Source organism: Paenibacillus sp. Aloe-11, assembly GCF_000245715.1.
Classification (GTDB): Bacteria; Bacillota; Bacilli; order Paenibacillales; family Paenibacillaceae; genus Paenibacillus; species Paenibacillus kribbensis.
On sequence record NZ_JH601050.1, the window covers coordinates 15826 to 40834 of the forward strand.

The window sequence follows — 25009 nt, forward strand, 5'->3', positions numbered from 1 at the left end:
CTTTGCCTTCTGAGGAGCGTCCAGCTGCCATTTGGCTAGTCGGTGAAACGGCGATCCATGCCGAAGCAGCCGAAGGCCTGCGTGCATGGTGTGAACTTCGTATCGTACCTTATGAGCTGGAAGGAAGATGGGTTGGCCGCCTTGGGGCGGATAAGCTGCTTCGTCAGGAACATGACGAGCTACATACGCTGGTTCCGAATTATACCCAGCTGGCGGAGGCGGAAGCCAATCTGCTTCGTCAGCGCTAAAGAGAGCGGTGAACAACATGGCAAAGAACATACAACGGGAAGAGAAGCTTGAGTTTCGCTTGATGCAGCTGGATGATATTCCCGATGTGCTGGAGATTGAGCATGAGGCGTTCACGCTGCCGTGGACGGAAGAAGCATTCCGCAATGAGCTGACGATGAATCATTTTGCCAAATATATGATTATGGAACTGAACGGGCAAGCCATCGGCTACGCGGGCATGTGGACGATTATGGATGAGGCCCATATCACGAATATTGCGGTTCGTGAGGCATTTCGCGGGCGCAAGCTTGGGGACAAGCTGTTGGATGAACTGATGCAGACCGCCTCATATTTAGGGATGGAACGTATGACGCTGGAGGTACGGGTAACGAATCGGATCGCTCAGGGCTTGTATGAGAAAAAAGGGTTTAAGCCCGCAGGTGTCCGCAAAGGCTATTATTCGGATAATAACGAGGATGCCGTGATTATGTGGGCGGATCTTCCCGCACATAAGGCATCCGATGAACAGGAAGGAAGCGTGCAGGAGCAATGACGCAAGTGGAAAAAGCAGGTACAGGCACCGCCTCCGGCGAGCCTTGCTATATACTGGCCGTGGAAACGAGTTGTGATGAGACGGCTGTTTCAGTCGTGAAAAATGGTACAGAGGTACTTTCAAATCTGATTTCCAGCCAGATTGAAACACACAAAGCCTTTGGCGGAGTAGTGCCAGAGGTGGCATCGCGCAAGCATGTGGAGAGCATTACTTACATGCTGGACGAAGCCATGCAAGCATCTGGAATTACGCCCCGCGAGCTTTCAGCAGTTGCCGTGACGCAAGGTCCGGGGCTGGTCGGGGCATTACTGGTTGGTATTGTCGCCGCCAAGAGCGCCGCCATGGCGTTCGGCAAGCCGTTGATCGGGACGCATCATATTGCGGGACATATTTATGCCAATCTGCTGGAGCATGATATCGTATATCCGTGCATCGCACTCGTTGTGTCGGGAGGACATACGGAGCTGGTGCTGATGGAGTCCGAAGGTCAGTTTCAACTCATTGGCCGGACAAGGGACGATGCAGTTGGGGAAGCCTATGACAAAGTAGCGCGAGCTATTGGGTTTCCGTATCCCGGCGGTCCGCATGTGGATCGTGTGGCCCATGAATCGGAGGAGGTCGTTACTTTGCCGCGTGCCTGGCTGGAGCCGGACTCTTATGATTTCAGCTTTAGCGGTTTGAAATCTGCGGTGCTGAATGTAATCAACCAGACGAAAATGCGCGGAGAAACCGTCCAAGCCGGAGCTATCGCAAGAGGCTTTCAGGAGTCAGTAGTCGAGGTGCTGGTAGAAAAAGCGATTCGTGCCATGCGTGAATACCATGCGAAGCAGCTTCTGCTATGTGGCGGTGTCGCCGCCAATCAAGGACTGCGTACAGCATTGCGTGAGCGCTGCGAGCGTGAAGGAATCGAGCTGCTTGTACCGTCCATGAAATATTGTACAGACAATGCAGCCATGATCGGCGCTGCGGCCTATGCCAAGTGGAAGCGCGGGGAATTTACTTCATTGGATATGAAGGCAGATCCAGGGCTGTCTCTGGAGGAATGGTCTGTCCAATCTTAATTGAACAGGAATGAGCAAGACACGGCACATTCGAGGTCGTGTCTTTTTTTGTTCCATCCTGCTTAATATAAAAAGAATAAAAATTCAATAGGTATAATTAAAGGAGTTTGGGCTGATCCATGATAGCATCTTATCCTCCCGCATGGTTCGTCACAAATCGTGCACGGTTTTTCATGATTCATCAAAAAACTCAGAGGTTTTAATACTCCTCGAACAATGATCTGATTTGTCAAGTTGTGAACAAAGTTATCCACATATGCCGCTGAAAATGTGGATAATCATTCTCGAAGCAAGCAGGCTAAGACTTTTTGGAGATTGCAAGCTAGGGGATATTTTGCACCTCTAGCTGTTGTGAAATCTGTGGATAATGTGGATAAAGGGGTGGATAAATTTGGTTTTCATTTGAAAATGGCTTTTTAACAATAAAAAAATGGCCCAAAAGGCCATTTTTCAATATCATTAATACACATATGCTGTGGATATCCCTGTGTACAAAAAGTAGGAAGAGGCAAATGTGAAATTTCTAGGGCCAAGATTTTATGCAGTTGCTTTAATCCTCTAACAGTTCTTCCCAAGACACATAGGTTTGAGCCAATTCCTGTTTATGGCTGTCGAGTTGTGACTGAATTTCCTGAAGCGCCTCATAGTCCTGATAAATCTCTGGCAGAGTCATTTGCTCCTCTAGCCCTGAAATTTGCTCCTCCAACGCTTTGATTTGGTTTTCCAGGGCTTCCAGCTTACGCTGACGGCTACGCTCCTCGCTCTTGGCTTGTTTGTCTGCCGCATAGGTAGCCGCGCGTGATTTGGGTGAGGTCTCGTCTGTTACGGATGCAGAGGCCGCCGATGTTTTGCTGCGTGTGGCCTGACCTGCCTCCAGAGCTTCCTGCGCTATCTCCTCCAGCTCCTGTTTTTTGGCTACATAGTCATCATAATTCCCCAGGAAATGTTGTATCCCTTCGGGATGAAGCTCAATGACACGCTCCGCCATTTTATTCAGGAAGTAACGGTCATGGGAAATGAATAGCAGCGTGCCGTCATAGTCCATCAAAGCAGCCTCCAGCACTTCTTTACTGAACAGATCCAGATGGTTGGTAGGCTCATCGAGAATCAATACATTGGCTTCGCGAAGCATCAGCTTGGCCAGAGATACACGGGCTTTTTCCCCGCCGCTTAATGTAGATATCTTTTTTAACACATCGTCACCGCTGAACAGAAAATTCCCCAGCACCGTACGAATCCGTGCTTCCTCCATATGAGGGTACTCGCTCCACAGCTCCTCCAGCACAGTATTGGCCGGGTTCAGATTCGTCTGCTCCTGGTCATACAGGCCGATTTTAATTTTCGTGCCCCAGTGAATGAAGCCGGCAGCAGGCTTTAGCGATCCGGTCAGGCACTTGAGCAGCGTTGATTTTCCGATCCCGTTCGGACCAATCAGTGCCACCGTATCTCCACGTTTTAAATCAAAGGATGCATGCTGGAACAAAGGCTTTTTACCCTCATACGCTACGGAGAGGTCGCGCACCTCCAACACTTCCTTACCCGACATAAAGGCTGTTTCGAAGGAAAAATGAGCTTTTTTCAAATCGCCCATAGGTCGATCCATGCGCTCCATTTTATCCAGCTGCTTGCGGCGGCTTTGGGCACGTTTGGTTGTGGAGGCCCGCACGATATTGCGTTGTATAAAGGCCTCCATACGGGCGATTTCCTCTTGTTGCTTTTCGTAATGCTTGAGATTCGTTTCGTACTCGGCAGCCTTCAGCTCCATATAGCGGCTGTAGTTGCCTGTATAGCGGGTGGAGCGGTGGCGTTCGATTTCAATAATCGTCGTTACCAGCCGATCCAGAAAATATCGGTCATGTGATACGACCAGCAGAGAGCCGGAATAGCCGCGCAAATAGTCCTCCAGCCAGGTCAATGTCTGGATATCGAGATAGTTGGTCGGCTCATCGAGCATAAGCACGTCTGGAGCAAGCAGCAGAATGCGTGCCAGTGCGAGACGTGTTTTTTGTCCGCCGCTCAGTGTAGCTACAGGCGTCTCCGGTGCAAATGAACCAAAGCCCATGCCATGCAGCACGCTGCGAATACGGGTCTCCATTTCATAGCCGCCGTGATCCTTGAACCAGTCTGACCGTCGTGCATAGCGTTCCAGCAAATCAGCATAGCGCTTTTCGTTCTGCGCATTGGCCGGGTCAGCGATTTCCTGCTCCATTTGCCGCAGCTCCTGCTCAGCTTCAATCAGCGGAGCGAATACCAGCATCATTTCTCCCCAGATCGATCGGTCCGAATTCAAGCCGCTGTTTTGTGCCAGATAACCGATGCTGGTCTCCTTTGCTTTAAAAATTTGTCCGCTGTCATAGGATATTTCACCAGCGATGATTTTGAGCAGAGTCGATTTGCCTGCACCATTCACACCTACCAGTCCAATGCGTTCACGTTCCAATATTTGAAGGTTAATCCCGTCCAGAACGGGCTCAATTCCATAGGATTTTGTAATTCCGGTTACTTGCAATAGCATCGCGTATCGTTCCTCCATTACATTTTGCACAGTTTCCCTGCTTTCCCTGCAGGTGCCTTCCTTCCAGTTTACATGAAAATACCCACTATTGCACTGCTATTGCCTCGTAAACCCTTGAGCCACGTGTAGTCAATTTGTATAAACAATGATAAACTTAAACAAGGACTGAAAAAGAATGAAAGAAACTTGCAACGTACAGCACTTACTGACAAATGAACTCAAATGGATTATTGTAACGTTTTAAAGTATTAGCGACGATTGTGCGGGAGGGCGGATATGTGGATGTCTGTAGTGTGAAGAACGCGCTGCGTTTGCAACAACGGGATGCGCGGGACTCCATGGACCCGTTGACAAGGCAGAAAGCATCGGCTGTGGCTTGTCGGCATGCAATCGAGGCATGGGAGCAGCTTAGAATAAACAGAAACGGAGACAAGCTAACGTTATTCAGCTATCTCTCATTCGGCAGCGAGATTTCGACAGCTCCCCTCATTGAGCATTGCTGGTCACAGGGGGACCGTGTGCTGGCTCCGAGAGTGGACCCGGCAACCCGGACCATGGAACTAAGAGAGATGGATCAGCACGGAGATATCGTGCCAGGCATTTGGGACATTCCTGAGCCTGCACCGACATGCAAGGAATGGTCCCCTCAAATGTGGGCACAAATCGACTGGGTTGTTGTGCCCGGCTTGGCCTTTGATCGCCTGGGAGGCAGAATCGGCTACGGCGGGGGATACTATGACCGCTTTACCGCACAGGTAGAGGCAGGGAAGCGTAACAGCGGCTGCGCGGGTCCGCTTTATGTCTCGCTGCTGCTGCCGGGACAATTGCTGGAGCGGGTGCCCATGGAGCCGGGGGATTTGAGAGTGGACGTTCTTTTTACCACGGAAGGGTCTTTGGATTGTGATTATGCAAAACTGAGAAATGACTAATGAAACGAAGTATCTGGTATGTGAAAGGAGCTGTGAGGGAGTCGTGGATTCCTTTACTCATTTTAACGAACAGGGACGGGCCCGTATGGTAGATATTTCGGGCAAAGCGTCCACGGTTCGTACAGCAGTCGCTGTGACACAGATTACGATGAATCCGGCTACATTGACGGCTGTGAAAGAAGGAAGGATCGGCAAGGGCGATGTTCTTGCTGTAGCGCAGGTCGCAGGGATTCAAGGCGCGAAAAAAACGTCGGACTGGATTCCCATGTGTCATCCGCTGGCCCTGACAGGCGTAAATATTACTTTTTCCGATAATGGACATGATGTGCTCCATATTGAGGTTGAAGTGAAGACCGAGGGTAAGACAGGTGTAGAAATGGAAGCTTTGACAGCGGCTTCAGCCGCAGCGTTAACCGTGTATGATATGTGCAAGGCGCTGCAGAAAGATATGATCATCGGCCCTACCATGCTGCAATCCAAAACAGGAGGCAAGCATGGGGATTTTCAAAGGGAGGACCACCGGAAACCTTGACATAGATAACATTGTCGCCGAGAGGGTACTGTGATGTGATGGAGGATGCAGCGTGGCTGTTTCTGATTTTCAGAAGAGAAAGTATTCTTTCATGATAGGAGAAGGGTGATCTTATGGTGTGGAAAACGGCGATCCTGACAGCCAGTGATAAGGGGGCAAGAGGAGAGCGTGAGGATACAAGCGCACAGGTCATCCGGGAGCTCGTCGAAGAAGAACTGGGCGGAGAGATTGTAGAGTACCGGATCGTTCCCGATGAACCGGATGAAATTATTGCGGCTTTAATCGAAATGACCGATTATTTTCATGCAGACCTGGTACTGACTACGGGTGGAACCGAGCTGGCGATCCGTGATGTGACACCCGAGGCAACTCGGCGGGTCGTGGAACGGGAAGTGCCAGGTATGGCGGAAGCGATGAGAATGAGCGTGATGCAGAAAAATCCGGCGGCTATGCTATTTCGAGGAATTGTGGGAATACGTGGGCGTACACTGATCGTAAATTTGCCGGGAACGCCCAAAGGCGTGCATGAAAATCTGGCAGCTATTATGGATCAGCTTCCGGAGGCGCTTCTTATGGTGACAGGCCAGTTCCGGTAGAAGGCGGCACTTGTGTGTGGTATGATACCCGTAAGGATTGATGAAGGAGGATTACTGCACATGCCCAATATTGGAGCACCGGGTTATATTTTGTTGATTATTCTGGCCCTGCTGCTGTTTGGCCCGAACAAGCTGCCTGAGTTGGGACGAGCTGTGGGCCGGACATTCCGTGAGTTCAAAAACGGGGCACGCGATATTTTGTCCGAAGACGAACGGACGGAACGTAAAGGCGTCAAAGATAGTGTGGTTCAAGCATCCCAGCCGACGTCTTCTGAGGTTCAGCCTCAGCCTGAGGATAAACGGTTGCCGTAAATTTATGAACATGAGCCTCTTCTTCAGGGAAGGGCTTTATTTTTTAGGGTTGCTACAGTACAGCGTTCCGTTCGAAAGGGAGGAGTGGGCGTGGCCCCATCAGAGCAAGAAATGTCGCTAATGGAACATCTGGGCGAGCTTCGTCGCAGAATTATTTATGTGCTGATTGTATTTGTCCTGGCGCTGGCAGGCGGCTTGTTCGCGGCGGGGCCTGTCTATGACTGGCTTATTCACTCCGGTTCGGCACAAGCTTTTCAACTGAATGCATTTTCCTTTTGGGACGGGATCGGTATCTACATGAAGATCGCTATGATCATCGGGATTGCGGTAGCCCTGCCGTTTGCGTGCTATCAGCTATGGAAATTTGTCAGCCCTGGATTGCGGCCGCAGGAGCGGAGTGCGACTTTGCGCTATGTGCCTTACGTGCTGCTGTTGTTCATCATAGGTACAGCTTTCGCCTATTTCATTATTTTCCCGATGGCGATTCAGTTTACGTCGTCCGTCACCAAAAGCATGGGATTGCATGAAACGTACGGTATCGCGCAGTATTTCACCTTTATGTTTAATATCGTGCTGCCTGTAGCACTCCTATTTGAACTCCCGTTGCTAATCATGTTTCTGACGGGGATTCATGTTTTAACTCCGATGAGGCTTCGCAAATGGCGGAAAATTTCATATTTTCTGCTTGTGTTCGTTGCAGTTGTTATTACCCCGCCGGATTTTATATCCGATTTTTTGGTAGCGATCCCGTTGCTGGTGCTATATGAAGTGAGCGTGTATTTATCTTCGGTCGTGTATCGCAGGCAGCTGCGTGCGCAGGAGGAACGTGAGGCCCGCATGCGTGTAGCACATGAATAGTGGAGCCGGACGCAGGACCTGAATGGGCTTGATAAAACGATTTTTTCAGGTTCTGTAGCTAAACTGGCTACTTGCAGATCATGAAAAGCAGCGGTTGGGCTGCCTTAAAAATAAGCATTTGCCCAGGACAACGGTTATTTTTAAGGCAGATGGAAATAATCGAGAAGGGCTGTCCGTAAAAATTCCCATAAAAAATACATTAGGGACTTGAAATTCAATCTCAAGTTGAGTATCATAAAGTTGGTTGTTAGCACTGACGACTGTCGAGTGCTAATACATACAGCATAACAACCGAATTCAAAGAATAAAACACTTAATAAGGAGGCTATTTTTTCATGATCAAACCTTTGGGTGAACGCGTATTGGTGGAAGCAATTGAGCAAGAGACAACGACATCCTTCGGAATCGTACTTCCTGACTCTGCCAAGGAAAAGCCGCAAGAAGGCAAAATTATCGCGGTTGGCGCAGGCGCATTGAAAGACGGTGCCCGTATTCCTCTGGAAGTAAAAGAAGGCGACCGTGTCATTTTTTCTAAATACGCTGGAACAGAAATCAAATATGAAGGTAAAGAATATTTGATTATGAAAGAAAGCGATATCCACGCGATCATCGGTTAACCGGAATCCGGACAGGACCTGAATATAGGAATCGAACGAATCATTCATAATCCATAGGGAGGTTTTACACAAATGGCTAAAGACATTAAATTCAGTGAAGACGCTCGCCGCTCCATGCTGCGCGGGGTAGACGCATTGGCTAACGCTGTTAAAGTAACACTCGGACCGAAAGGCCGTAACGTTGTACTTGAGAAAAAATTCGGTAGCCCGCTCATCACCAATGACGGTGTAACGATTGCAAAAGAAATCGAGCTGGAAGACGCATTCGAAAACATGGGTGCTCAACTGGTTAAAGAAGTAGCAACCAAAACCAACGATGTAGCTGGTGACGGTACAACTACGGCTACGGTTTTGGCTCAAGCCCTCATCACTGAAGGTCTGAAAAACGTAACTGCTGGCGCAAGCCCAATCGGTATCCGCAAAGGGATCGACAAAGCGGTTAAAGCGGCTGTTGCTGAACTGCAATCCATCTCCAAACCAATCGAAAGCAAACAATCCATTGCACAAGTAGCCGGAATTTCCGCTGCTGACGATGAAGTAGGCGAACTGATCGCCGAAGCTATGGAAAAAGTGGGCAAAGACGGTGTCATCACTGTTGAAGAATCCCGCGGTTTTGCAACAGAGCTGGAAGTTGTTGAAGGTATGCAATTTGACCGTGGCTACATTTCCCCGTACATGATTACCGATACGGACAAAATGGAAGCTGTACTGGACAATCCGTATATCCTGATCACAGACAAAAAAATCACGAACACTCAAGAAATCCTGCCATTGCTTGAAAAAATCGTACAACAAGGCAAGCCGCTCGTTCTGATCGCTGAAGACATCGAAGGCGAAGCGCTGGCGATGCTGGTTGTCAACAAACTGCGTGGTACATTCAACGCTGTAGCTGTTAAAGCTCCAGGCTTTGGTGACCGTCGCAAAGCAATGCTGCAAGATATCGCTGCCCTGACAGGCGGCCAAGTGATCACGGAAGAACTGGGTCTGGACCTGAAATCTGCTTCCGTAGACCAACTGGGTACAGCACGTCAAGTGCGTATCACGAAAGAAAATACGATTGTGGTTGACGGTGCTGGAAACAAAGCCGACATCGACGCTCGTGTTAGCCAAATCCGTACACAATTGGAAGAAACCACTTCCGAGTTCGACAAAGAGAAGCTGCAAGAGCGTCTGGCTAAATTGTCCGGCGGCGTAGCAGTAATCAAAGTCGGTGCGGCTACTGAAACAGAATTGAAAGAACGCAAACTGCGCATCGAAGATGCCCTGAACGCAACCCGTGCTGCGGTTGAAGAAGGTATCGTATCCGGTGGCGGTGTAGCGCTCCTGAACGTATACAATGCGGTTGCAGCCGTTGCACTGCAAGGCGACGAGCAAACAGGCGTAAACATCGTGTTGCGCGCTCTGGAAGCTCCAATCCGTACGATCGCTGCTAACGCAGGTGAAGAAGGCTCTGTCATCGTTGAGCGTCTGAAACGCGAAGAAGTTGGCGTTGGTTTCAACGCAGCAACTGGCGAGTGGGTAAACATGATCGACGCAGGTATCGTTGACCCTGCGAAAGTAACTCGTTACGCACTGCAAAACGCTGCATCTGTAGCAGCAATGTTCCTGACTACCGAAGCAGTTATCGCTGACAAGCCAGAACCAGAAAAGGCTGCAATGCCTGATATGGGCGGCATGGGTGGAATGGGCGGCATGATGTAACAAAGGGCCTGAGAACCCTGTAATACGGCTATTTATAAGGCTCCCGAGAGGGAGCCTTTTTCAATAAAATCACATAAAAATCACATTCTCTGCTTGGATTCACAGATCGTTACGTACAAAGTGTTAAAGAATTCCAGAACGGGCAAGCCAATCACGAAATACACCGTTGATGATGGCGGCAGGGTGTCCGTAGCGAAGCCGGAAGGGGAGCAGCTCTCCATGGACCTGGGGCTTCCACCTGAGAAAGTGGAAGTTAAAGCTGATCCAGAGCAGATTGGCCTTGAAATTATTCAAGACTTTATACTCAGCGGCCTGGCGCCGCGCTTTGACGACATGCAGTATGACTTTTTGGAAATTACAGAGCGCTTGGCCGACGGAGATACCTATCTAAAGATAGCTGCTGATATTGGTATGGGTGTTGGCGTGTTTGTGGTTATAGTAGATGAATATCGGAAGCGGGTTGCGCCTATGGCGACCAGGTGGGATGAATGGCGTAAAGGCCAAGTCAATACAGTACCACCGAAAGATGGTGGCGAGACCGTAGACGGTCAGCAAGAAGATCAACAAAATGACGATCAGCAGGAAGAGAAAGATGAAACCAATACAGATCCGTCCGAGCAGTCTGGAGAAAACAAACCTGGTGATAGTGACAAGTCAGAGAATGATCAAAATCCTGCTATTGACACAGATTCTGAACCGGTAGTCGATAAGGATGAGTTGGAAAAATTCATCATGGAGCAGCGTCCAATCTTCGATGACATTAAATTGGCTGATCAACCAGCTGATTTTCCTACATTGCTGCAGAAGCGGCATGAAGGTAAAACATGGATGGAAATTTCAAAGGAGATTAATGTTCCAAGTGGACAGATTAGCTCCAAGTACGGTGTTTATAAAAAACGTGTAGCCAAGATGATGAAGGACAACGGAGCAGCATAAGCCACTTCTTTAAAAATAGTAGCATCCCCCGGTCGAGTTGGCCGGGGTGATCAACTACATGCAATAGACAGAACATACGATCTTATTTCATCCCGAAAGAACAAGTTTATATGACTCTTAAAGCGAGTGAAATTCATGTTGGTAAGCAATACGTACTGGTGGAATCTCCTTTTAATGCGGCAGTTGTAACAGTGATAGAAGAACAAAGTGGGAAGAATGCGAAATTAGGACGTTTTAAACAGTGGGTCGGCTGGGGGGGGCGATTTGAGAAGAATATCAGTGGTATCGAACCAAGCCGGGAAGTTCCTATCTAGTCATAAATATGAATGAAGCGTAGGCAGATGAAATCATTGAAATTATGAAACGTTATAGGCATTGGGGGCAATCACATAGGGAGAATAGCTGATTTTTTGATGAGCATCTTGAGCATGACCAATCACTTTCAGTCATGCTCAAGATAATCTTAGGCAAATTCAGCTTTTGCAGCTATAAATCCGAAAGCGGTAGGTAAGGTACGGGTCCATTCATACTTACCGGAGATACGAACACTATCTACTCCCCTTTCAGATCCAATAACATTGAATGTTGCACTGCCTATTTTGGGTCTGTGTGTTTCTATTTCCCATTCGGAAAACGAGCCAGAGACAGGGCCTTTACCTGGGACACCATTAAACTCGACTCTATAAGTTTCACCAGGGTCTAAATCGGTAAAGCGGGCCCACGCCCAATAAAAGTATTCATTTTCACCATAGAAGACGCCAGGATCTCCATTACTAACTTTTAAAGTTCTCATTGAATCACCTCCTTATAAACTTAGTTGTTCCCTTTTTTTATTAATATTATTCCAAATATAAGGAGTTAGAAATTTTTAAATTATGTTATGAATATGAGTGAATTTGGAGGTGAATACCTTGGCGAACGTTAACGCTGCGGTGCAGCGGCTCCTGGATATGCGTCTGGAGCTGGACGAGGCAATACGGCTGCTGGGATATGACCCCGCAGTAGCCGACCGCCAGTAGGCCGGGGCGGTAGAGCGTGTGTTACTTCATTTGCGAGACATTCAAGCAGCTCTCTACCAAGAGCCGCCAAACGTGGATTATGCAAAGGCACTGGTTCAGGAAGCGATGTCATTCTGTGAGGGAATCTGAAAAAGCACACCAAGACCAATGCCTTAATGTGTATTTTCTATATTAGAATTTGGGGAAACTTTTAATTGTCTTAAGAATTTTGGCTATTTCCAAATTGTTGGTCTCTTTAGTGAAAAATAATTGCTCAATCATGTTACGTGTGTTCCATATTAACAAAACTAATAGGAAAATTGAGAGTGGGATTATAAGCATGAAAATTATTTCGTCAGTATAAAAAAACCTACTCACTGTCGTATTCCATATAGGGAATGCTAAAGTGGTGAAGATGGCTATAGGCGTCCACCGTCTTTTTTTAATTGAATCACCATGATCAGAGTAATATTGAATCAAAGAATCTAAGTCTTCACTATGGAATTTGTTATTTTTTAGAAATAAGTAGAGTTTATCACATCTAATAGCGAATAATACTTCTCCGTTGTATCTGAAAAGTTTATTATTCATCAATGGTTTATATTCTGGATAGTTTTTCTTTAAAAAACTTCGTGACAGAAGAACAGAAATTTGATGACTACCTAGACCAAAAAAGAAAGAAGAAATTAAATATATTGGAATGTATGAGGGTATTTCTTCATCGGAACTAAAACTTTGCGTAGCTCCGTATATATACATTATTAGAGAAGTTGTAATAGACACTAAAGATATAATCTCGAAATACCTTGCTGAAGTACTGAAAATTGTATTCCTAAGGGAGAGCGTTTTAAAGCAGTAATCATATATTTTATTATTCATTAGGATGTTGTGCACTGAATGTTTATACATCTGATCAGCTCCTTTATTACATTATCGGAGCAATCATAAACATATTAAAGCCCCCGCATTCCTTGGTCGGGCTCGCAGGGGCCATCACTCTTAACCTCACCAAATTATACCACGGGTGAGGGGAACATGATGGGGAAAAGAAGAAAAAACAACTTACAACTGACTTTTAACATTCTGCCGATTGATGAGAAAGCTACCCGCCTTGCGGTTGAAGAATATCTGGAGACGGTTCGGCAGTATCGGCAGATTGGTTTTGTACGGCGCGAGGCAGCGATTACGCAGGCATATTCATATAGAGAACATCAATCCACCAATGCGATCAGTAAGCAGACGAAGGATATTGCCACATATAATGTAGATAAGGAAGCAGAGCTTCAGGCAAAGGATAGGCTGCTGGAACTGGCATTGAATAAACTCTCCAGTATTCAGCGTGAAGTCATTCAGTGCAGCTATTTGGATGATGAAGGTGAGTTTGATTTTATAGCTTGTGGGGAGTTGGGCTTGAGCTACAGGACGTTCCGCCGTATAAAGTCGGAAGCCCTTAACATTCTTGCCGCTGCCTTGAGAGTCGAAGTGTATGAGGAAGGGAGTGTCAAAGGGAGGTTGTATAGCTGAATTTATTGGAGCATGCCTACTTCTCTTTTTTGTTTTCTGAATTGTAAAGGAGGATTCCGATTATGAGGACCAATAAAATATAGATAGTCTCATCACCTTTAATTATATGAATATTGAACAGAGAGAGAATGAAAACCACGACATAAAACACTATTAAACCGACGAGCATGTATAGATAGACCATATTTATTACCTCCAACTGATTTAAAGGTACCGAGCAAAGATTTATCCCAGTACCTTTATTTTTTTGTGAATTATTTTAGAAAGAGAAATTGAATCTGTCTGTGTATTCTTGTTGTCCTGCGCCAGAGAAGTCAATGCTGAAATAATTAAGTATTGCTAATGCTACACCAGGAATGGTCTTGTGAGCATAACCAATTTCCACTGAACCAGTTTGGCCGGCAAGTGATTTTGGAGCTCTTACTTCTTGTTTTGCATAACCATCTTGTGGATCTGGATATCCAAACACATCTACCTCAAAAGAATCGCCTTCATTTTGCTTCTTCTGTACTTCATTGGTGTACTGATAAAGATGGGAACCACTTCTCCAGTTATGGACGCTATAAGGTGATCCATAAGGAGTGACCTTACTTTGCCAAGCCATTGCAAGTGTATCGGTATAATAATTTAGAGGGCCTCTGTCCCAGCTATACTGAGCATAAATGGAGTAGCTATTTTCTGCGCTGTTTGCAGAACCATTTTTAATTGCATAGCCGTACAATTTGAAAATTCCATCCCTGACATCCTGAGTGGAGATTTTATCTGACGGTGCGACTGTCTTGCCAAATTCATCTTTAACAACCACTTCAGGGTCTAATTTCTCGACTTTTATTTTTGTGCCACCATTACTTGCAATGTCTTTTTTTAATTCCAATGATGTAAAGCCTAATTCTTCGTCAGTAAAGCCCATTTGTTTTAAGTAGTCGTCAATTTCCGATTCGCTTTTTGTACTTGCATCTTTAAAGGGTTCTAATCCTTGTGAGTCTGACTCTGCTGGATTTGCGGAAACAGGGATGGAAAATACCAATAAAAAAATGAGTGTCAGCAAGGTTGCAGACAGCTTTTTCATTCTTTCATCCTCCAGATTAGATAAAATTGGTAGCCGGCCAGCTAAATACAATACTATCATACACTAATGACAAATATAACCTTTTTCACAGAAAAGTTTTTTTGTGGCCTATAATTGTCCTGAATATGGCCTTGAAGTGGCCCGCCACTGGACTTTTCATGTGGTAAATTTGTATCATGGAAAATCAAATAAGGAACTCGCCGTAGCTTTCGAGCTTCGGTGATCAGGTTGGCCAATGTGTCGGCCTTTTTGATTTTTCTGTAGTTTTGAATGTGGTGGCGGAAGAGAGACGCTACAACGTAGGATGATACCTGTACACGCGATAGCTGATAGCTCAGCGACTCCTGCAAGGGGATAGAGGACGTATTGCTCATTGGCATTGACCAGTGCGAGCAAGGGAAGGCCCGGGATATGGCCGCGAACAAGGGTGAAGCCTTGCAATCACTTAGCGGGCACCTGTAACGCACAGCGGTATCGGCACAGTATGTAGGTTGCGGTTAAACGGTAAGTCATCCATGCAGGGGAGAGTGGCCCCACCCACATTATTCACAGCACGCGCAGGCGGCAAGGCAACAGATATCCGACGGAAACGTCATACAGACCCGGACAGAACCCTTACGCTGTTCAATTCCGCAGTGTGTCTATTTAAAGTAGCTAATCAACTTCCCTTTTCTGTCGATATAAACAGAAAAGGGGGGATTAGAAAATGAATAACAGAAAACCAATGTTATTTATTAAATTTGGGCAGAAAGAGCACGAGAAACCCCGGTCTTTACAGACGCGGGGTTTTTTCTTTATCCATCTTCTTCTTGTTCTTCACGGCTTGCCGTCACGGATCATATAGCCACTATCAGGGTCGGTTTTCCTCCTGTTTATTTCTATTTTTTCATTCACATCCTCAGTGGTTTTAGTTTTTTTTTAATGATAGGGGAATTATTGATGAGAATAAATGATCTTATTTATAGAGGAATAAAGTTGATTCCACAACTCGGGAAAAAGATTCTCATAATTAGAATCTATCATTAGCGCGCTTCGATAAAAGGAATACGCATCATCCCATTTGAATTGATCGGGCTTATAGTTTGCCCCTCCTAAGTCTACTAAGTATTGTGGTTGTGTAAGAAGATAAGGGAGATCTGGCAAATGGTTCGGCCATAATCCTACTGAAAAAGCAAAGTCAATTAAAAATAACTTTACTGAATTACCAACTCCATCAATTTGAATTAACATATTGCCGGGTCTAACATCTCGATGAATTACATTTGTTTTATGCAAGATCGTTAAAATCTCAAGCATTTGCCTCAGTAATTCCCACTTCTGATTGTAAGTTAAGCTTGGCCCCTGCATTAATAGTTGTTCCAACGTTATACCCTGTAAAAGCTCCATAGCAACAAAGGGATAAGGGCCTTCCATCTCATATGCAATCAATTGGGGGAAATACTTGGTTTGAGTTGATGAATTTAATAATTGTAGCAGGATCGCTTCACGTTGCGAGGCTTGACCTAGAGTTCCGTCCATTTTTATGAAAATAGGTTTTGATCCCGATATATCCATTCCTGAGAAATAATGAAAATTTAAATAAGATTTTTTTGGGAAATATTCAGAAAGATATCTAAAGCCATAACGGTTCTGCAAGTAGTAGATAAATTGGTTTTGTTCCAATGTTATCCTCCTCCCAAAACAGCACTATTAAAAAAGACAGATAAGTCATTAGGAACGGAATAGTGGTATCCCTTCTTACTCATATAGGCATCCAAGAAAAGTTTCAGTTCCTTATTATTCGTTAAGGTTTGATACGAAAAATGTTCTATATTCAATTGACTTGCCATAGCGATAAGCCTCTCGATATAGTCTTGAGCAATCGTTGGTTTATGAATGAATGCATGATAAATAAGACTAAAAAAATAATCTTCTTGATTCGGTATAAAAAAGCCTTTATGGGATAATTCCTTATTCCTTAATATTGACATTTCCCAATCATTACAATAATAATTATCTCCAATATAACGAAAATCAAATAATACCGTTTTACCAGCTATATTAATCTGATAATGGACTCGATATTCTTCCAAAAATACTTTTGTTGCGTTCGTAATAAACGAAACCTCTACAGCATCCTTGACAAGCAGGTCAATATCCCCATGGAGTTCCAAATGATACTGATTTGGTAAACACTCGAAATTCCGCAAAACGACATATTCCGTCGTCCAGTTTAATACAGTAAAAAGCTGTTGAATGTCTTGCCATCCATTCGTTCCTAGAAGATCTTGATACAAGGGATGAATCACGCCATCCCAGTTTCCTGGAAAATAAGATAAAAACGTTTTTGCATTACAGCTAATAAATAAAGTTAGGTCGTGGTCACATTCAATTTGCGTGTTCGTTCCATGGATTCGATGACCTCCGCCAGTCCAACTCCGGTATAAGCTTTTAGCATCAAAAGTGTTAATGTTGACATTGCACATTCCCTTTGAAGTAGATCGTATTGCATAGACCGGATTTTCGTCTTGTACAATAACAAGTATAAAAGGTCCCATACCACAATGAATTTGCTTTTCACAACCGGGTGGAAGACTTTGTCCGTATAGTCTTGAAAGGTTTTTAGAGAAGTTAGAATTATTCCAATATATTTGATAAACTCTTTTTATTGTGAATTTCACTTTAAGGTCTTCAATGATTTGTTGTGCGCAATATGTTGCATGTTCCCAGATGATAAATAAATGCAGTTCAGGATTCATATGTTGAACTCCTCCTCTCATCCATTACAAGGGAAATTTTATTTTTTCTATAATTAGTTGTTATGGGTTCTACTCAAATTTCTACCTCCCTATCTGTTCTTTAGTCATGCTTACAATATCTATAATATGAAAACCAAGCGTAAAAGCATCAGACTTTGTCCTATAAAAAGAAAAAAAGAGACCCAAGTTCTAGGGCGGTTGCAGCCGTTGAATTGCAAGGCGACGAGCAAACAGGCGTAAACATCGTGTTGCGCGCTCTGGAAGCTCCAATCCGTACGATCGCTGCTAACGCAGGCGGAAGAAGGCTCGGTGATCGTTGAGCGTCTGAAACGCGAAGAAGTAGGCGTTGGTTTCAACGCAGCTACTGGCGAGTAGGTGAACATGATCGACGCAGGTATCGTTGACCCTGCGAAAGTAACTCGTTATGCATTGCAAAACGCAGCTTCCGTAGCAGCAATGTTACTGACTATCGAAGCAGTTATCGCTGACAAGCCAGAACCAGAAAAGGCTGCAATGCCTGATATGGGCGGCATGGGTGGAATGGGCGGCATTATGTAATAGGGTTGAAAAACCTGTAATACCGCTATTTATAAGGCACCCGAGAGGGAGCCTTTTTTTCAAAAACCTTGGCACCACGCCGCTCATAAGGGTCCATGTCTTTTTCATATTTATAAATAATGCTTTCAATTTCAAGGGTAGTTTTTTTATCAGCATCACTGTATGAAGGCGTGCCCTCACCATCTTCTTTGCTTACTTTAGAAGATTCACTATCTTGTAAGATCTTACTCAAAGTTAAATTCCAAATTAACCTTCATAATTTTGCTTGCAAAACTAGTATAGTTTTTCTCAGCGATAACGTTTTAAAGCAAAAGTTATAGATATCTTTTTGAGAAGAACGGTTTGAATGGATGGTTTGTATATTTAAACAGCTCCTTTATTAATTTAATCAATGGTATTTAGGTGAAGCATTTAAGGATTATTTAGCAGTAAGGTGTTTTGCTAGGACTTTTGCTGTGGTAAATTTGTATCATGGAAAATCAAATGAGGAATACATCGAGGCCCTAATGCCCCGGTGATCAGGTCGGCCAATGTGCTGGCCTTTTTGATTTTTCTGTGGTTTTGAATATGGTGATGGTCGGGTGCTTTATTTTGTAAAGGGGAGTAAGAATGAGCCAAATAAAAATGTTTGGTAGCATCGTGCGGGCCGCAAGGTAGGCACATCAGGGAAGGAAGCAGCGGTAGGGGAGCTGCGCTTGTCGGACTGATAATTATATTTTTGGATGGATGGGATAAAACACTGTAGGTTCTGCTTATATTGATGGTGCTAGATTATATTTCTAATGTTGCAGGAGCTATTAAAAATAAGAAGGTGGACAGTGATGTGGTGTTTTGGGGCGGCACCCGTAAGGCTACGGTTCTGATGGTCGTGCAGGATTATCATTGGCCAAGAATCTGGGTACAATGGGTGTGCCTTTACCGTTTAAGCTGAAGCAGTCTCTGCATCAACTGAATGAGAAGGGAGATGGAAAAGATACTGATATTGGAGCAAGCAAAGAGGAAATCTGAGAAGCGACTGTCATAAGGAATATATTATTTTAAAATCTGTTCAATTGAATACTAGGAGGAAAATAATGTGAAGGATAATATTATAAAAGCGGTAATCATGTTCAGTTTATTATTTTTATTTGGTGGCTCAATGGTATATGCAGCAGATGAAAATAGAACTGTTGATGGAATGCTAGGAGTTAGACCTCCTGAAGGAACAACTGTACAAGTCAGTAGTACTGCCAGTGCTTTGTCAGGAGAATATGCATTTGATAATAATCTGAAAACACATTGGAATAGTAGCGGTTACTCAGAGTATTTGCAATTAGTTTTCCCGGCGCCGATGACTCTCAAAAACGTCCAATTGGCTGTTGTGGCAACTCCCAACCCATCTAATGTTAACTATACAATTTATGGTCAAGTAAATGGAACTTGGGTTCCCATTAGTAGTGCCAACAAAGTTAAAGTTGAACAAAAGCTTAATCAAGCGTGTATTTTACCCCCTTTTGATGTGACACCAGGTAAGTATAGTGGTATAAAAATTGCTGCTCAATCTTCTGATACATGGATTGCCATAAACGAGATAACTCTTGGAAAATTTCAAGCTCAGGAATTGACAGCCACTTCTGGAGACAGTCAGGTCACTTTAAAATGGGATCAAGTCGAGAATGCAGAAAGTTATACAGTAAAATACGGAACAGAATCAGGGAAATACGTTGAAACGGTAACAGCAACAAAAGATTCCTATGGCAACTTCGTTATTCCAGGGTTAACCAACGGGACGAAATACTATTTTGTTGTAAGTGCTAAGGTCAATGGTGTGGATTCTGATTACTCCAATGAAGCATCAGCAACCCCACAAGCAGGGGAGAAGCCTGATCCAGAGCAACCTTCAGGAAACCGTGCCATATTGATGGTCACTATGACAACCGGTCTTGAAAAAGAATTTGACCTAAGTCTGAAAGAGGTCAACGACTTCATAGCGTGGTATGATGCAAAAGATGCCGGTCGTGGTCAATCATTTTATAAAATCGATAAACACGATAACAACAAAGGTCCATTCAGCAGTCGTAATGAATACGTAATCTTTGATAAGATTCTAACATTTAAAGTAAGTGAATACTCTAAATAAATTGAAAAGTTCTGCTAACCTTAATTGGTAGGCAGAGCTTTTTACTGCGCCAATCTATTTTACTGTAATGACGTACATAATTATCAAATTGCCTTTTTCATCATAAACATTAATATTCGCGACTGTCGCCGAGTAGGTTTTTACAACACCTATAACTCAATTCGCATTCAGTCCCTTTCCTTGATGGCTTTTATATTTAATAATCTTAAAGTGACAATTCCCATTGTGTTCTTCTAATTCTCTTCTAGTATCGACCTTTTTTACCAAGAAGTCGTCTCGAAATGTATTTCAAATACATACACTTAGAACATAAATATAAGAAAAACAGCTTTTAAAAAAAGTTCGATTCATATAAGCTAATTCTTCTCGAATTCCCAAAATGTAGAATGGAGGAGATTTATTGTGCCACGCGCTTCAGTTTTACTTCCAGTTTATAATACTGCGGCTTTTGTTTTGGAAGCAATAAACAGTATTTTAGCCCAAACCTATTCGGATTTTGAATTAATTATTATTGATGATGGCTCGACAGATGGGTCTGCCTTTCTTATTTCACAAATCGCAGATCCCAGAGTGATTAAAATCTTCCATAGTACCAATCAAGGGTTGGTCGCTACTTTAAACGAAGGATTAGATAAGGCAACTGGTGAATATATCGTTCGTATGGATAGCGATGATATTTCTACGCCAGAACGACTGGCTATACAAATATCATTTATGGATCAAAATCCGTTGATTGATGTATGTGGTGCTGCTTTTACCAGTACTAGTGGAGGAGCAATGAAGGTGAATCCGGCCAGTCATGAGGAAATTAAAACATGGTTGTTATTTCATTGCTGTATCTGCCATCCTGCTACAATAATACGCAACAGCATGATCCATCGGCTAGGCATTCAATATGATAGTGACTATCCCCACGCAGAAGACTATGAGTTGTGGAACCGATTAGCTTTTCAGGTACAAATGGCGAACATTCCTATAAACTTGTTGTATTATCGTCACCATAATGGACAAGTGTCTAATCAGCACAAAGCAATACAAGATACCACCGCTCGGAGAATCCGACAAAGACAGTTTAGCCAGATGGGGCTGGAGCTATCAGATGAAGAGAATCGGATTATGCTGGACATTCTTGAGTTTAAAATTAATGCCTACGATTATAATAGCTACGTCAAAGCTGTAGGATTTACAAACTGGGTGCTTGATCAAAACAGGAAGTACTTGGTTTATAACCAGGAGTTATTAAACATGGCTTTTTCACGGTGCATCTCCCATGTTCCATATTAACCAAGATATCAACAAGCGATTCGAAAGCATCGCTGATACCCTACTGGCTAAGTTGGTGGGGTGTTTTCTGTTTGGAGGTACGCTTTAAAATGAAAGCGTTGACATACCTTTTAACCCGCTATATACTTATTTTAGTTAAATGAATGGCATTAGGATTGTTACTGTTACGCAGGCAAAACCTAAGGAGCAAAATGTTAAGATCCAAGGATCTTATGTATTTTGTTGTACTTAGGTTTTTTTGTTTATTGAGAGAGAAAGGTTAAATACAAGTGGTTTCGGCACTCTGCTGAAGCCATTTTCTTCTATTTACTATGTTCACATCTGAGAGGAGCGACAAACTTGGAATACAAATATGAGTTGGTCCAGGCAGACAATCATTTTCCGTTAAAAATTATAGTTCATTCTTCAAATGAACCAGCATACATACCTAGGCATTGGCACGACAGCATAGAAATATCCTATGTGCTTTCAGGAGGAATCGACAATATTTACATTGATGGCGTGAATTATAGCTCCAAAGAAGGAGATATTGTGCTCATCAATTCGAATGCTATTCATTCCTTTTCTGTGGCTAAGGGAGAAGGAAGAGAGGCTATAACCGTCCTGATCCCTTATGGATTTATTAGAGAAAATGTTAACAGCAGTAACCCCATTTCATTTGACTGTATATCTATTTTCGAAACTAATGAGCAGAGATTGCAGCAATTTGCGGAGCTGCGTGGTTTGCTAGACACATTATTTGCGGCTTACCTCAACCGGCATAATGACCCTTTAGAACATATCCATTTAACGTCTCTATCTTATAAGCTGGTGTATCTTTTATTAATGCATTTTAAAATTGACAATGAATCTATCCGCGGCTTTAATTCCAATAAATATTTGGAACGGCTGACGTTGATCACCGATTATATCCAAGAGAATTACGATCAAAGCTTATCCCTGGATTCCATAGCCCAGGTTTTTAGGTTATCTCCCGAATATTTGTCCCGTTTTTTTGTCAAGCATGTCGGGATGACCCTATTTCAATATATCAATGCCATCCGTCTGGAGAGATCTTTTCGTGTTCTTATGAATACGGACCATTCTATCATTCAAATTGCGCTGGAGCACGGGTTTCCGAACGAAAAATCTTTTGCCAGGGTATTTAAGAAGGTTTATCAGGCAACACCACATCAATATCGAAAGAGGACAAGGGGGATTCTGGGGCAAGGAGTCAGTAATTGACCCTAATTAGGTTAATAAAAGGCATGATGCAAATAAAAAAAATTATTAAAATAAATAATGTAAGCGTTTTACAAATGGATTTGGGAGGTAAGACACTATGTTTAAATGTTTTAAAAAGGCTGCTAAAACAACTATGTTATTAACTCTGGCTGTCAGTACGACCCTTGCTTTCAGTTCTGGTGCATGGGCCAAGGACGCAAAGATACAGCCCACCTCATACCGGACGGTTGCGGAGGTAAAGGATTGGGGAGCAACCATTACAAAGATCATTGTTAATCTGGGTAAGCCGGTACCTAAAGATGCGGTAACAAAGGATACATTTAAGGTGCATGTAGAAAGAAGCGATAGCAGGCTGGTAAATCCCTTTATTGAGAAAGGCAACCGGAAGGTCACCAAGGCCTATGTATCGGACAAAAACGGCAACCCTGTAAAGAAAACCGGAAGCTACGTTGTGTTGGAAATGGAGATCGGCCCGGCCATAACATTAGGCTCCGCTATTCATTATGATGCAGGTTCCGGGTTTAACGGGTGGAATGATAACAAATACACGATCACGCAGCAAAAAGCTATCAAAACCCAATCAGGAACGATTTCCGGCTTGAAAATTGATAATTCCACAGGTGAGATACGGAAGCTTGTAGATCAATTTAAAACCGGCAAAGCTTCTTTTGACGGGGTTACTTTAACCTATGCGGACTATGCGCCGGCAAAAGACAAAGTGAAAAACCCTCTAGTGATCTGGCTGCACGGTATGGGAGAGGGAGGCACAGATCCAACGATTCCGATTGCCGGCAATAAAGCTGCGAATTTTGCTTCTAAGGAAATTCAATCCTATTTTGGCGGGGCTTATGTGTTGGCACCTCAGACTCCAACCTACTGGATGGATGGTTTCACAGACTTTGGAGACGGAACCTCCAAATATGAGCAAGCATTGATGTCCTTAATTAAGGATTATGTGGCCAAGAACAAAGACATTGATACAGATCGAATCTACATTGGTGGAGACTCCAACGGCGGTTACATGACTATGCTGATGATCCGTGATTATAAAGATTATTTTGCAGCAGCTATGGTTGTGTGTGAAGCCTTGAAGGATAGCCTTATAACCGATGAACAAATTAACGAAATGAAGAACCTGCCGATCTGGTTTGTGGCCGCCAAAACCGACACCATAGTGCCGCCTAACGATTATATGATTCCGACCTACAACCGTTTAGTGAATGCCGGAGCAAAGGATGTTCATATGTCGTTATTTGACAACGTAGTGGATACTTCCGGCTTGTACAAGAAAAGCGACAAAACACCGTATGAATACAATGGCCACTGGTCCTGGATTTACGTGTATAACAACGAAGTATCGAAGCTGATTAACGGAAAGAAAACAACGATGATGGAATGGCTGGCCTCCAAAACATTGAACTAAAAGGTATAGCTGTTTCAGAAGCCTTATTTCACAAAAATCTAGGTAATACGCCAATATTTCGTTTAGATTGAGCATTTACACTACCTCCTTCATAGTATGTAGCAGTTGATGAAGAGAGGAGGTTGCTGATGGAAATACCAGTAACAGGTTTTGTTGTACATTCCGGTGATTCCGACTCTGGCCATTCGCACAGGCTTTTTATTACTTCGTGGGACGGTAGACCAGTTAATAGGGTTCACGTGCATCCTATTAAGGGGACTACATCATTTGATGTGGGACACTGCCACCATTACTGTGGAGAAACAAAGCAGGCTCCAAGTGGTGTTCCGCATGTTCATCATTATTGTGTGGAAACATCATGTAACGAGCAACATAAGCATCTTATTAAAGGAACAACAGGGCCAGCCATTCCCTTGCCAAGAGGTGGCCATTACCACCGTTTTGAAGGATGTACCACAGTAAGTGGTAAAATTCCTCACGTTCATAAGTACGGTGGAAGTACTGGTAATGAGGAAGAATGCCGGCCTCAACCGTATTGAAAAGCCTATCCTCCAATATCCCAATTCGCACAACATGGACGGCATGATGTGAAAATGCCAAAAACCCTTGTTGTAGCAAGGGGTTAGGAGATGTTAACTCTTATCAGATTGTTTTGAGGCTCTCATGAGTTCGTTGAACTTTTGAGTAGCTTTTTTTTCTTTGATTATGGGTATAATAATGTAGACATGATCAAAATGCTGTTGAATTGAAGGGATTGAAGATGAAATGACATTACCTATTTCTTTGCCGGATATTTCACAAAGGCCGCATCATCTGACGGTGGAACGAAAAATGGAGGCGTCACCTGTTGTTCTGTATCAAGCGTGGACCAAGCAGTTCGACCAATGGTTTGCAGCCCCAGGGACAGTCATCATGGAGGCCCGAGTGAATACGGCCTTCTTTTTCGAAACGCATTTTGAGGGGAAACGCCATCCGCATTACGGAAGGTTTCTAAGACTTGAACCAGATCGCCTTATCGAATTGACCTGGGTTACTGGGGAAGGAGGCACAAAAGGGTATGAAACGGTGCTCACCGTTGAGCTTAAACTCAACGGAAATGGCACACAGCTTCGCCTAACGCACGCAGGTTTTCCAGATACAAATTCGAGGGACCAACACGAGCAGGCATGGCCGATGGTACTTGATCAGCTCGACAAGAAGATGATGACCAATAGCTGATTATAGAAAACTGAAA

26 protein-coding genes and 2 pseudogenes are annotated in these 25009 nt (G+C 44.0%); 22 read left to right on the top strand and 6 right to left on the bottom strand.

Features of this window, described 5'->3' with window-relative positions; all coding sequences use genetic code 11:
• The 3 genes and pseudogenes from WG8_RS06140 to tsaD all read left to right on the top strand — a co-directional run.
• Positions 1-248: pseudogene (locus tag WG8_RS06140) on the top strand (tRNA (adenosine(37)-N6)-threonylcarbamoyltransferase complex dimerization subunit type 1 TsaB); the annotation flags it as partial.
• A gap of 17 nt (positions 249-265) precedes the next feature.
• Entirely contained in the window at positions 266-781 is a 516-nt protein-coding gene (rimI, locus tag WG8_RS06145; RefSeq protein WP_007429263.1) for a ribosomal protein S18-alanine N-acetyltransferase, read from the top strand.
• Positions 778-1842, top strand: a complete 1065-nt coding sequence (gene tsaD / locus WG8_RS06150) for a tRNA (adenosine(37)-N6)-threonylcarbamoyltransferase complex transferase subunit TsaD (protein ID WP_007429264.1) — start codon at positions 778-780, stop codon at positions 1840-1842. Before rimI ends, tsaD begins: the two co-directional genes overlap by 4 nt.
• 550 nt (positions 1843-2392) lie before the next feature.
• On the opposite strand, the gene WG8_RS06155 is transcribed toward tsaD, so the two are convergent.
• Positions 2393-4357, bottom strand: coding sequence for an ABC-F family ATP-binding cassette domain-containing protein (locus WG8_RS06155; protein ID WP_007429265.1), 1965 nt, complete (start codon positions 4355-4357; stop codon positions 2393-2395).
• Positions 4358-4635: 278 nt separating this feature from the next.
• On the opposite strand from WG8_RS06155, the gene WG8_RS06160 reads away from it, so the two are divergent.
• The 9 genes from WG8_RS06160 to WG8_RS06200 all read left to right on the top strand — a co-directional run bounded on the left by WG8_RS06160 (position 4636) and on the right by WG8_RS06200 (position 11152).
• Positions 4636-5286 (top strand): 5-formyltetrahydrofolate cyclo-ligase, encoded by a 651-nt coding sequence (locus tag WG8_RS06160; RefSeq protein ID WP_007429266.1) that lies wholly within the window; start codon positions 4636-4638, stop codon positions 5284-5286.
• Between the two features lie 43 nt (positions 5287-5329).
• Entirely contained in the window at positions 5330-5818 is a 489-nt protein-coding gene (gene moaC / locus WG8_RS06165; RefSeq protein ID WP_007429267.1) for a cyclic pyranopterin monophosphate synthase MoaC, read from the top strand.
• 113 nt (positions 5819-5931) lie between these two features.
• On the top strand, positions 5932-6414 hold the full coding sequence (locus tag WG8_RS06170) for a MogA/MoaB family molybdenum cofactor biosynthesis protein (protein WP_007429268.1): 483 nt from the start codon (positions 5932-5934) through the stop codon (positions 6412-6414).
• Positions 6415-6474: 60 nt separating this feature from the next.
• Positions 6475-6726 carry a twin-arginine translocase TatA/TatE family subunit gene (locus WG8_RS06175; protein ID WP_007429269.1) on the top strand — a complete coding sequence of 84 codons (252 nt, stop codon included), beginning with the start codon at positions 6475-6477 and terminating at the stop codon, positions 6724-6726.
• Between the two features lie 90 nt (positions 6727-6816).
• On the top strand, positions 6817-7584 hold the full coding sequence (gene tatC, locus WG8_RS06180) for a twin-arginine translocase subunit TatC (protein ID WP_007429270.1): 768 nt from the start codon (positions 6817-6819) through the stop codon (positions 7582-7584).
• A 335-nt stretch (positions 7585-7919) separates the two neighbouring features.
• Positions 7920-8201 carry a co-chaperone GroES gene (groES, locus tag WG8_RS06185; RefSeq protein ID WP_007429271.1) on the top strand — a complete coding sequence of 94 codons (282 nt, stop codon included), beginning with the start codon at positions 7920-7922 and terminating at the stop codon, positions 8199-8201.
• A gap of 72 nt (positions 8202-8273) precedes the next feature.
• Entirely contained in the window at positions 8274-9902 is a 1629-nt protein-coding gene (groL, locus tag WG8_RS06190; protein WP_007429272.1) for a chaperonin GroEL, read from the top strand.
• Positions 9903-10121: 219 nt separating this feature from the next.
• Entirely contained in the window at positions 10122-10838 is a 717-nt protein-coding gene (locus WG8_RS06195) for a hypothetical protein (RefSeq protein WP_007429274.1), read from the top strand.
• A gap of 110 nt (positions 10839-10948) precedes the next feature.
• Positions 10949-11152: a hypothetical protein gene (locus WG8_RS06200; RefSeq protein WP_007429275.1), complete on the top strand. Its 204-nt coding sequence runs from the start codon at positions 10949-10951 to the stop codon at positions 11150-11152.
• A 149-nt stretch (positions 11153-11301) separates the two neighbouring features.
• Here the strand turns inward: WG8_RS06200 and WG8_RS06205 are convergent, their stop codons facing one another.
• Positions 11302-11631, bottom strand: a complete 330-nt coding sequence (locus WG8_RS06205; RefSeq protein WP_007429276.1) for a hypothetical protein — start codon at positions 11629-11631, stop codon at positions 11302-11304.
• A gap of 1240 nt (positions 11632-12871) precedes the next feature.
• Between WG8_RS06205 and WG8_RS06220 the strand changes: the two genes are divergently transcribed.
• Entirely contained in the window at positions 12872-13360 is a 489-nt protein-coding gene (locus WG8_RS06220; protein WP_232289060.1) for an ArpU family phage packaging/lysis transcriptional regulator, read from the top strand.
• A gap of 259 nt (positions 13361-13619) precedes the next feature.
• Here WG8_RS06220 and WG8_RS06225 read toward each other — a convergent pair whose 3' ends face one another.
• The 3 genes from WG8_RS06225 to WG8_RS06235 form a co-directional block, all read right to left on the bottom strand.
• The gene (locus WG8_RS06225) at positions 13620-14429 is read right to left on the bottom strand and encodes a hypothetical protein (protein WP_007429279.1); all 810 of its coding nucleotides are present in this window, start codon (positions 14427-14429) and stop codon (positions 13620-13622) included.
• A 933-nt stretch (positions 14430-15362) separates the two neighbouring features.
• Positions 15363-16091: a protein kinase domain-containing protein gene (locus tag WG8_RS06230; protein ID WP_043890840.1), complete on the bottom strand. Its 729-nt coding sequence runs from the start codon at positions 16089-16091 to the stop codon at positions 15363-15365.
• 2 nt (positions 16092-16093) lie between these two features.
• Positions 16094-17167 (bottom strand): hypothetical protein, encoded by a 1074-nt coding sequence (locus WG8_RS06235; protein ID WP_043890841.1) that lies wholly within the window; start codon positions 17165-17167, stop codon positions 16094-16096.
• A gap of 197 nt (positions 17168-17364) precedes the next feature.
• On the opposite strand from WG8_RS06235, the pseudogene WG8_RS26290 reads away from it, so the two are divergent.
• Positions 17365-17725: pseudogene (locus tag WG8_RS26290) on the top strand (TCP-1/cpn60 chaperonin family protein); the annotation flags it as partial.
• Between the two features lie 25 nt (positions 17726-17750).
• On the opposite strand, the gene WG8_RS06240 reads toward WG8_RS26290, so the two are convergent.
• On the bottom strand, positions 17751-17957 hold the full coding sequence (locus WG8_RS06240; protein WP_043890842.1) for a hypothetical protein: 207 nt from the start codon (positions 17955-17957) through the stop codon (positions 17751-17753).
• A 528-nt stretch (positions 17958-18485) separates the two neighbouring features.
• Here WG8_RS06240 and WG8_RS28075 point away from each other — a divergent pair.
• The 8 genes from WG8_RS28075 to WG8_RS06275 all read left to right on the top strand — a co-directional run bounded on the left by WG8_RS28075 (position 18486) and on the right by WG8_RS06275 (position 24993).
• Positions 18486-18656, top strand: coding sequence for a phage holin family protein (locus tag WG8_RS28075; RefSeq protein ID WP_232289077.1), 171 nt, complete (start codon positions 18486-18488; stop codon positions 18654-18656).
• Positions 18608-18733: a hypothetical protein gene (locus WG8_RS28080; protein ID WP_007429285.1), complete on the top strand. Its 126-nt coding sequence runs from the start codon at positions 18608-18610 to the stop codon at positions 18731-18733. The genes WG8_RS28075 and WG8_RS28080 overlap by 49 nt, the downstream gene beginning before the upstream one ends.
• A gap of 67 nt (positions 18734-18800) precedes the next feature.
• Complete coding sequence (locus WG8_RS06250) at positions 18801-19844, top strand: fibronectin type III domain-containing protein (protein WP_007429286.1); 1044 nt, start codon at positions 18801-18803, stop codon at positions 19842-19844.
• A 402-nt stretch (positions 19845-20246) separates the two neighbouring features.
• A complete protein-coding gene (locus WG8_RS06255; protein ID WP_007429287.1) occupies positions 20247-21128 on the top strand; it encodes a glycosyltransferase family 2 protein in 882 nt (293 codons plus the stop codon).
• A 339-nt stretch (positions 21129-21467) separates the two neighbouring features.
• Complete coding sequence (locus WG8_RS06260; RefSeq protein WP_007429288.1) at positions 21468-22352, top strand: AraC family transcriptional regulator; 885 nt, start codon at positions 21468-21470, stop codon at positions 22350-22352.
• Between the two features lie 97 nt (positions 22353-22449).
• Positions 22450-23775, top strand: coding sequence for a prolyl oligopeptidase family serine peptidase (locus WG8_RS06265; RefSeq protein ID WP_007429289.1), 1326 nt, complete (start codon positions 22450-22452; stop codon positions 23773-23775).
• A 128-nt stretch (positions 23776-23903) separates the two neighbouring features.
• Positions 23904-24314 (top strand): YmaF family protein, encoded by a 411-nt coding sequence (locus WG8_RS26295; RefSeq protein ID WP_083837549.1) that lies wholly within the window; start codon positions 23904-23906, stop codon positions 24312-24314.
• A 226-nt stretch (positions 24315-24540) separates the two neighbouring features.
• On the top strand, positions 24541-24993 hold the full coding sequence (locus WG8_RS06275) for an SRPBCC family protein (RefSeq protein ID WP_043890843.1): 453 nt from the start codon (positions 24541-24543) through the stop codon (positions 24991-24993).
• Positions 24994-25009 lie beyond the last annotated feature (16 nt).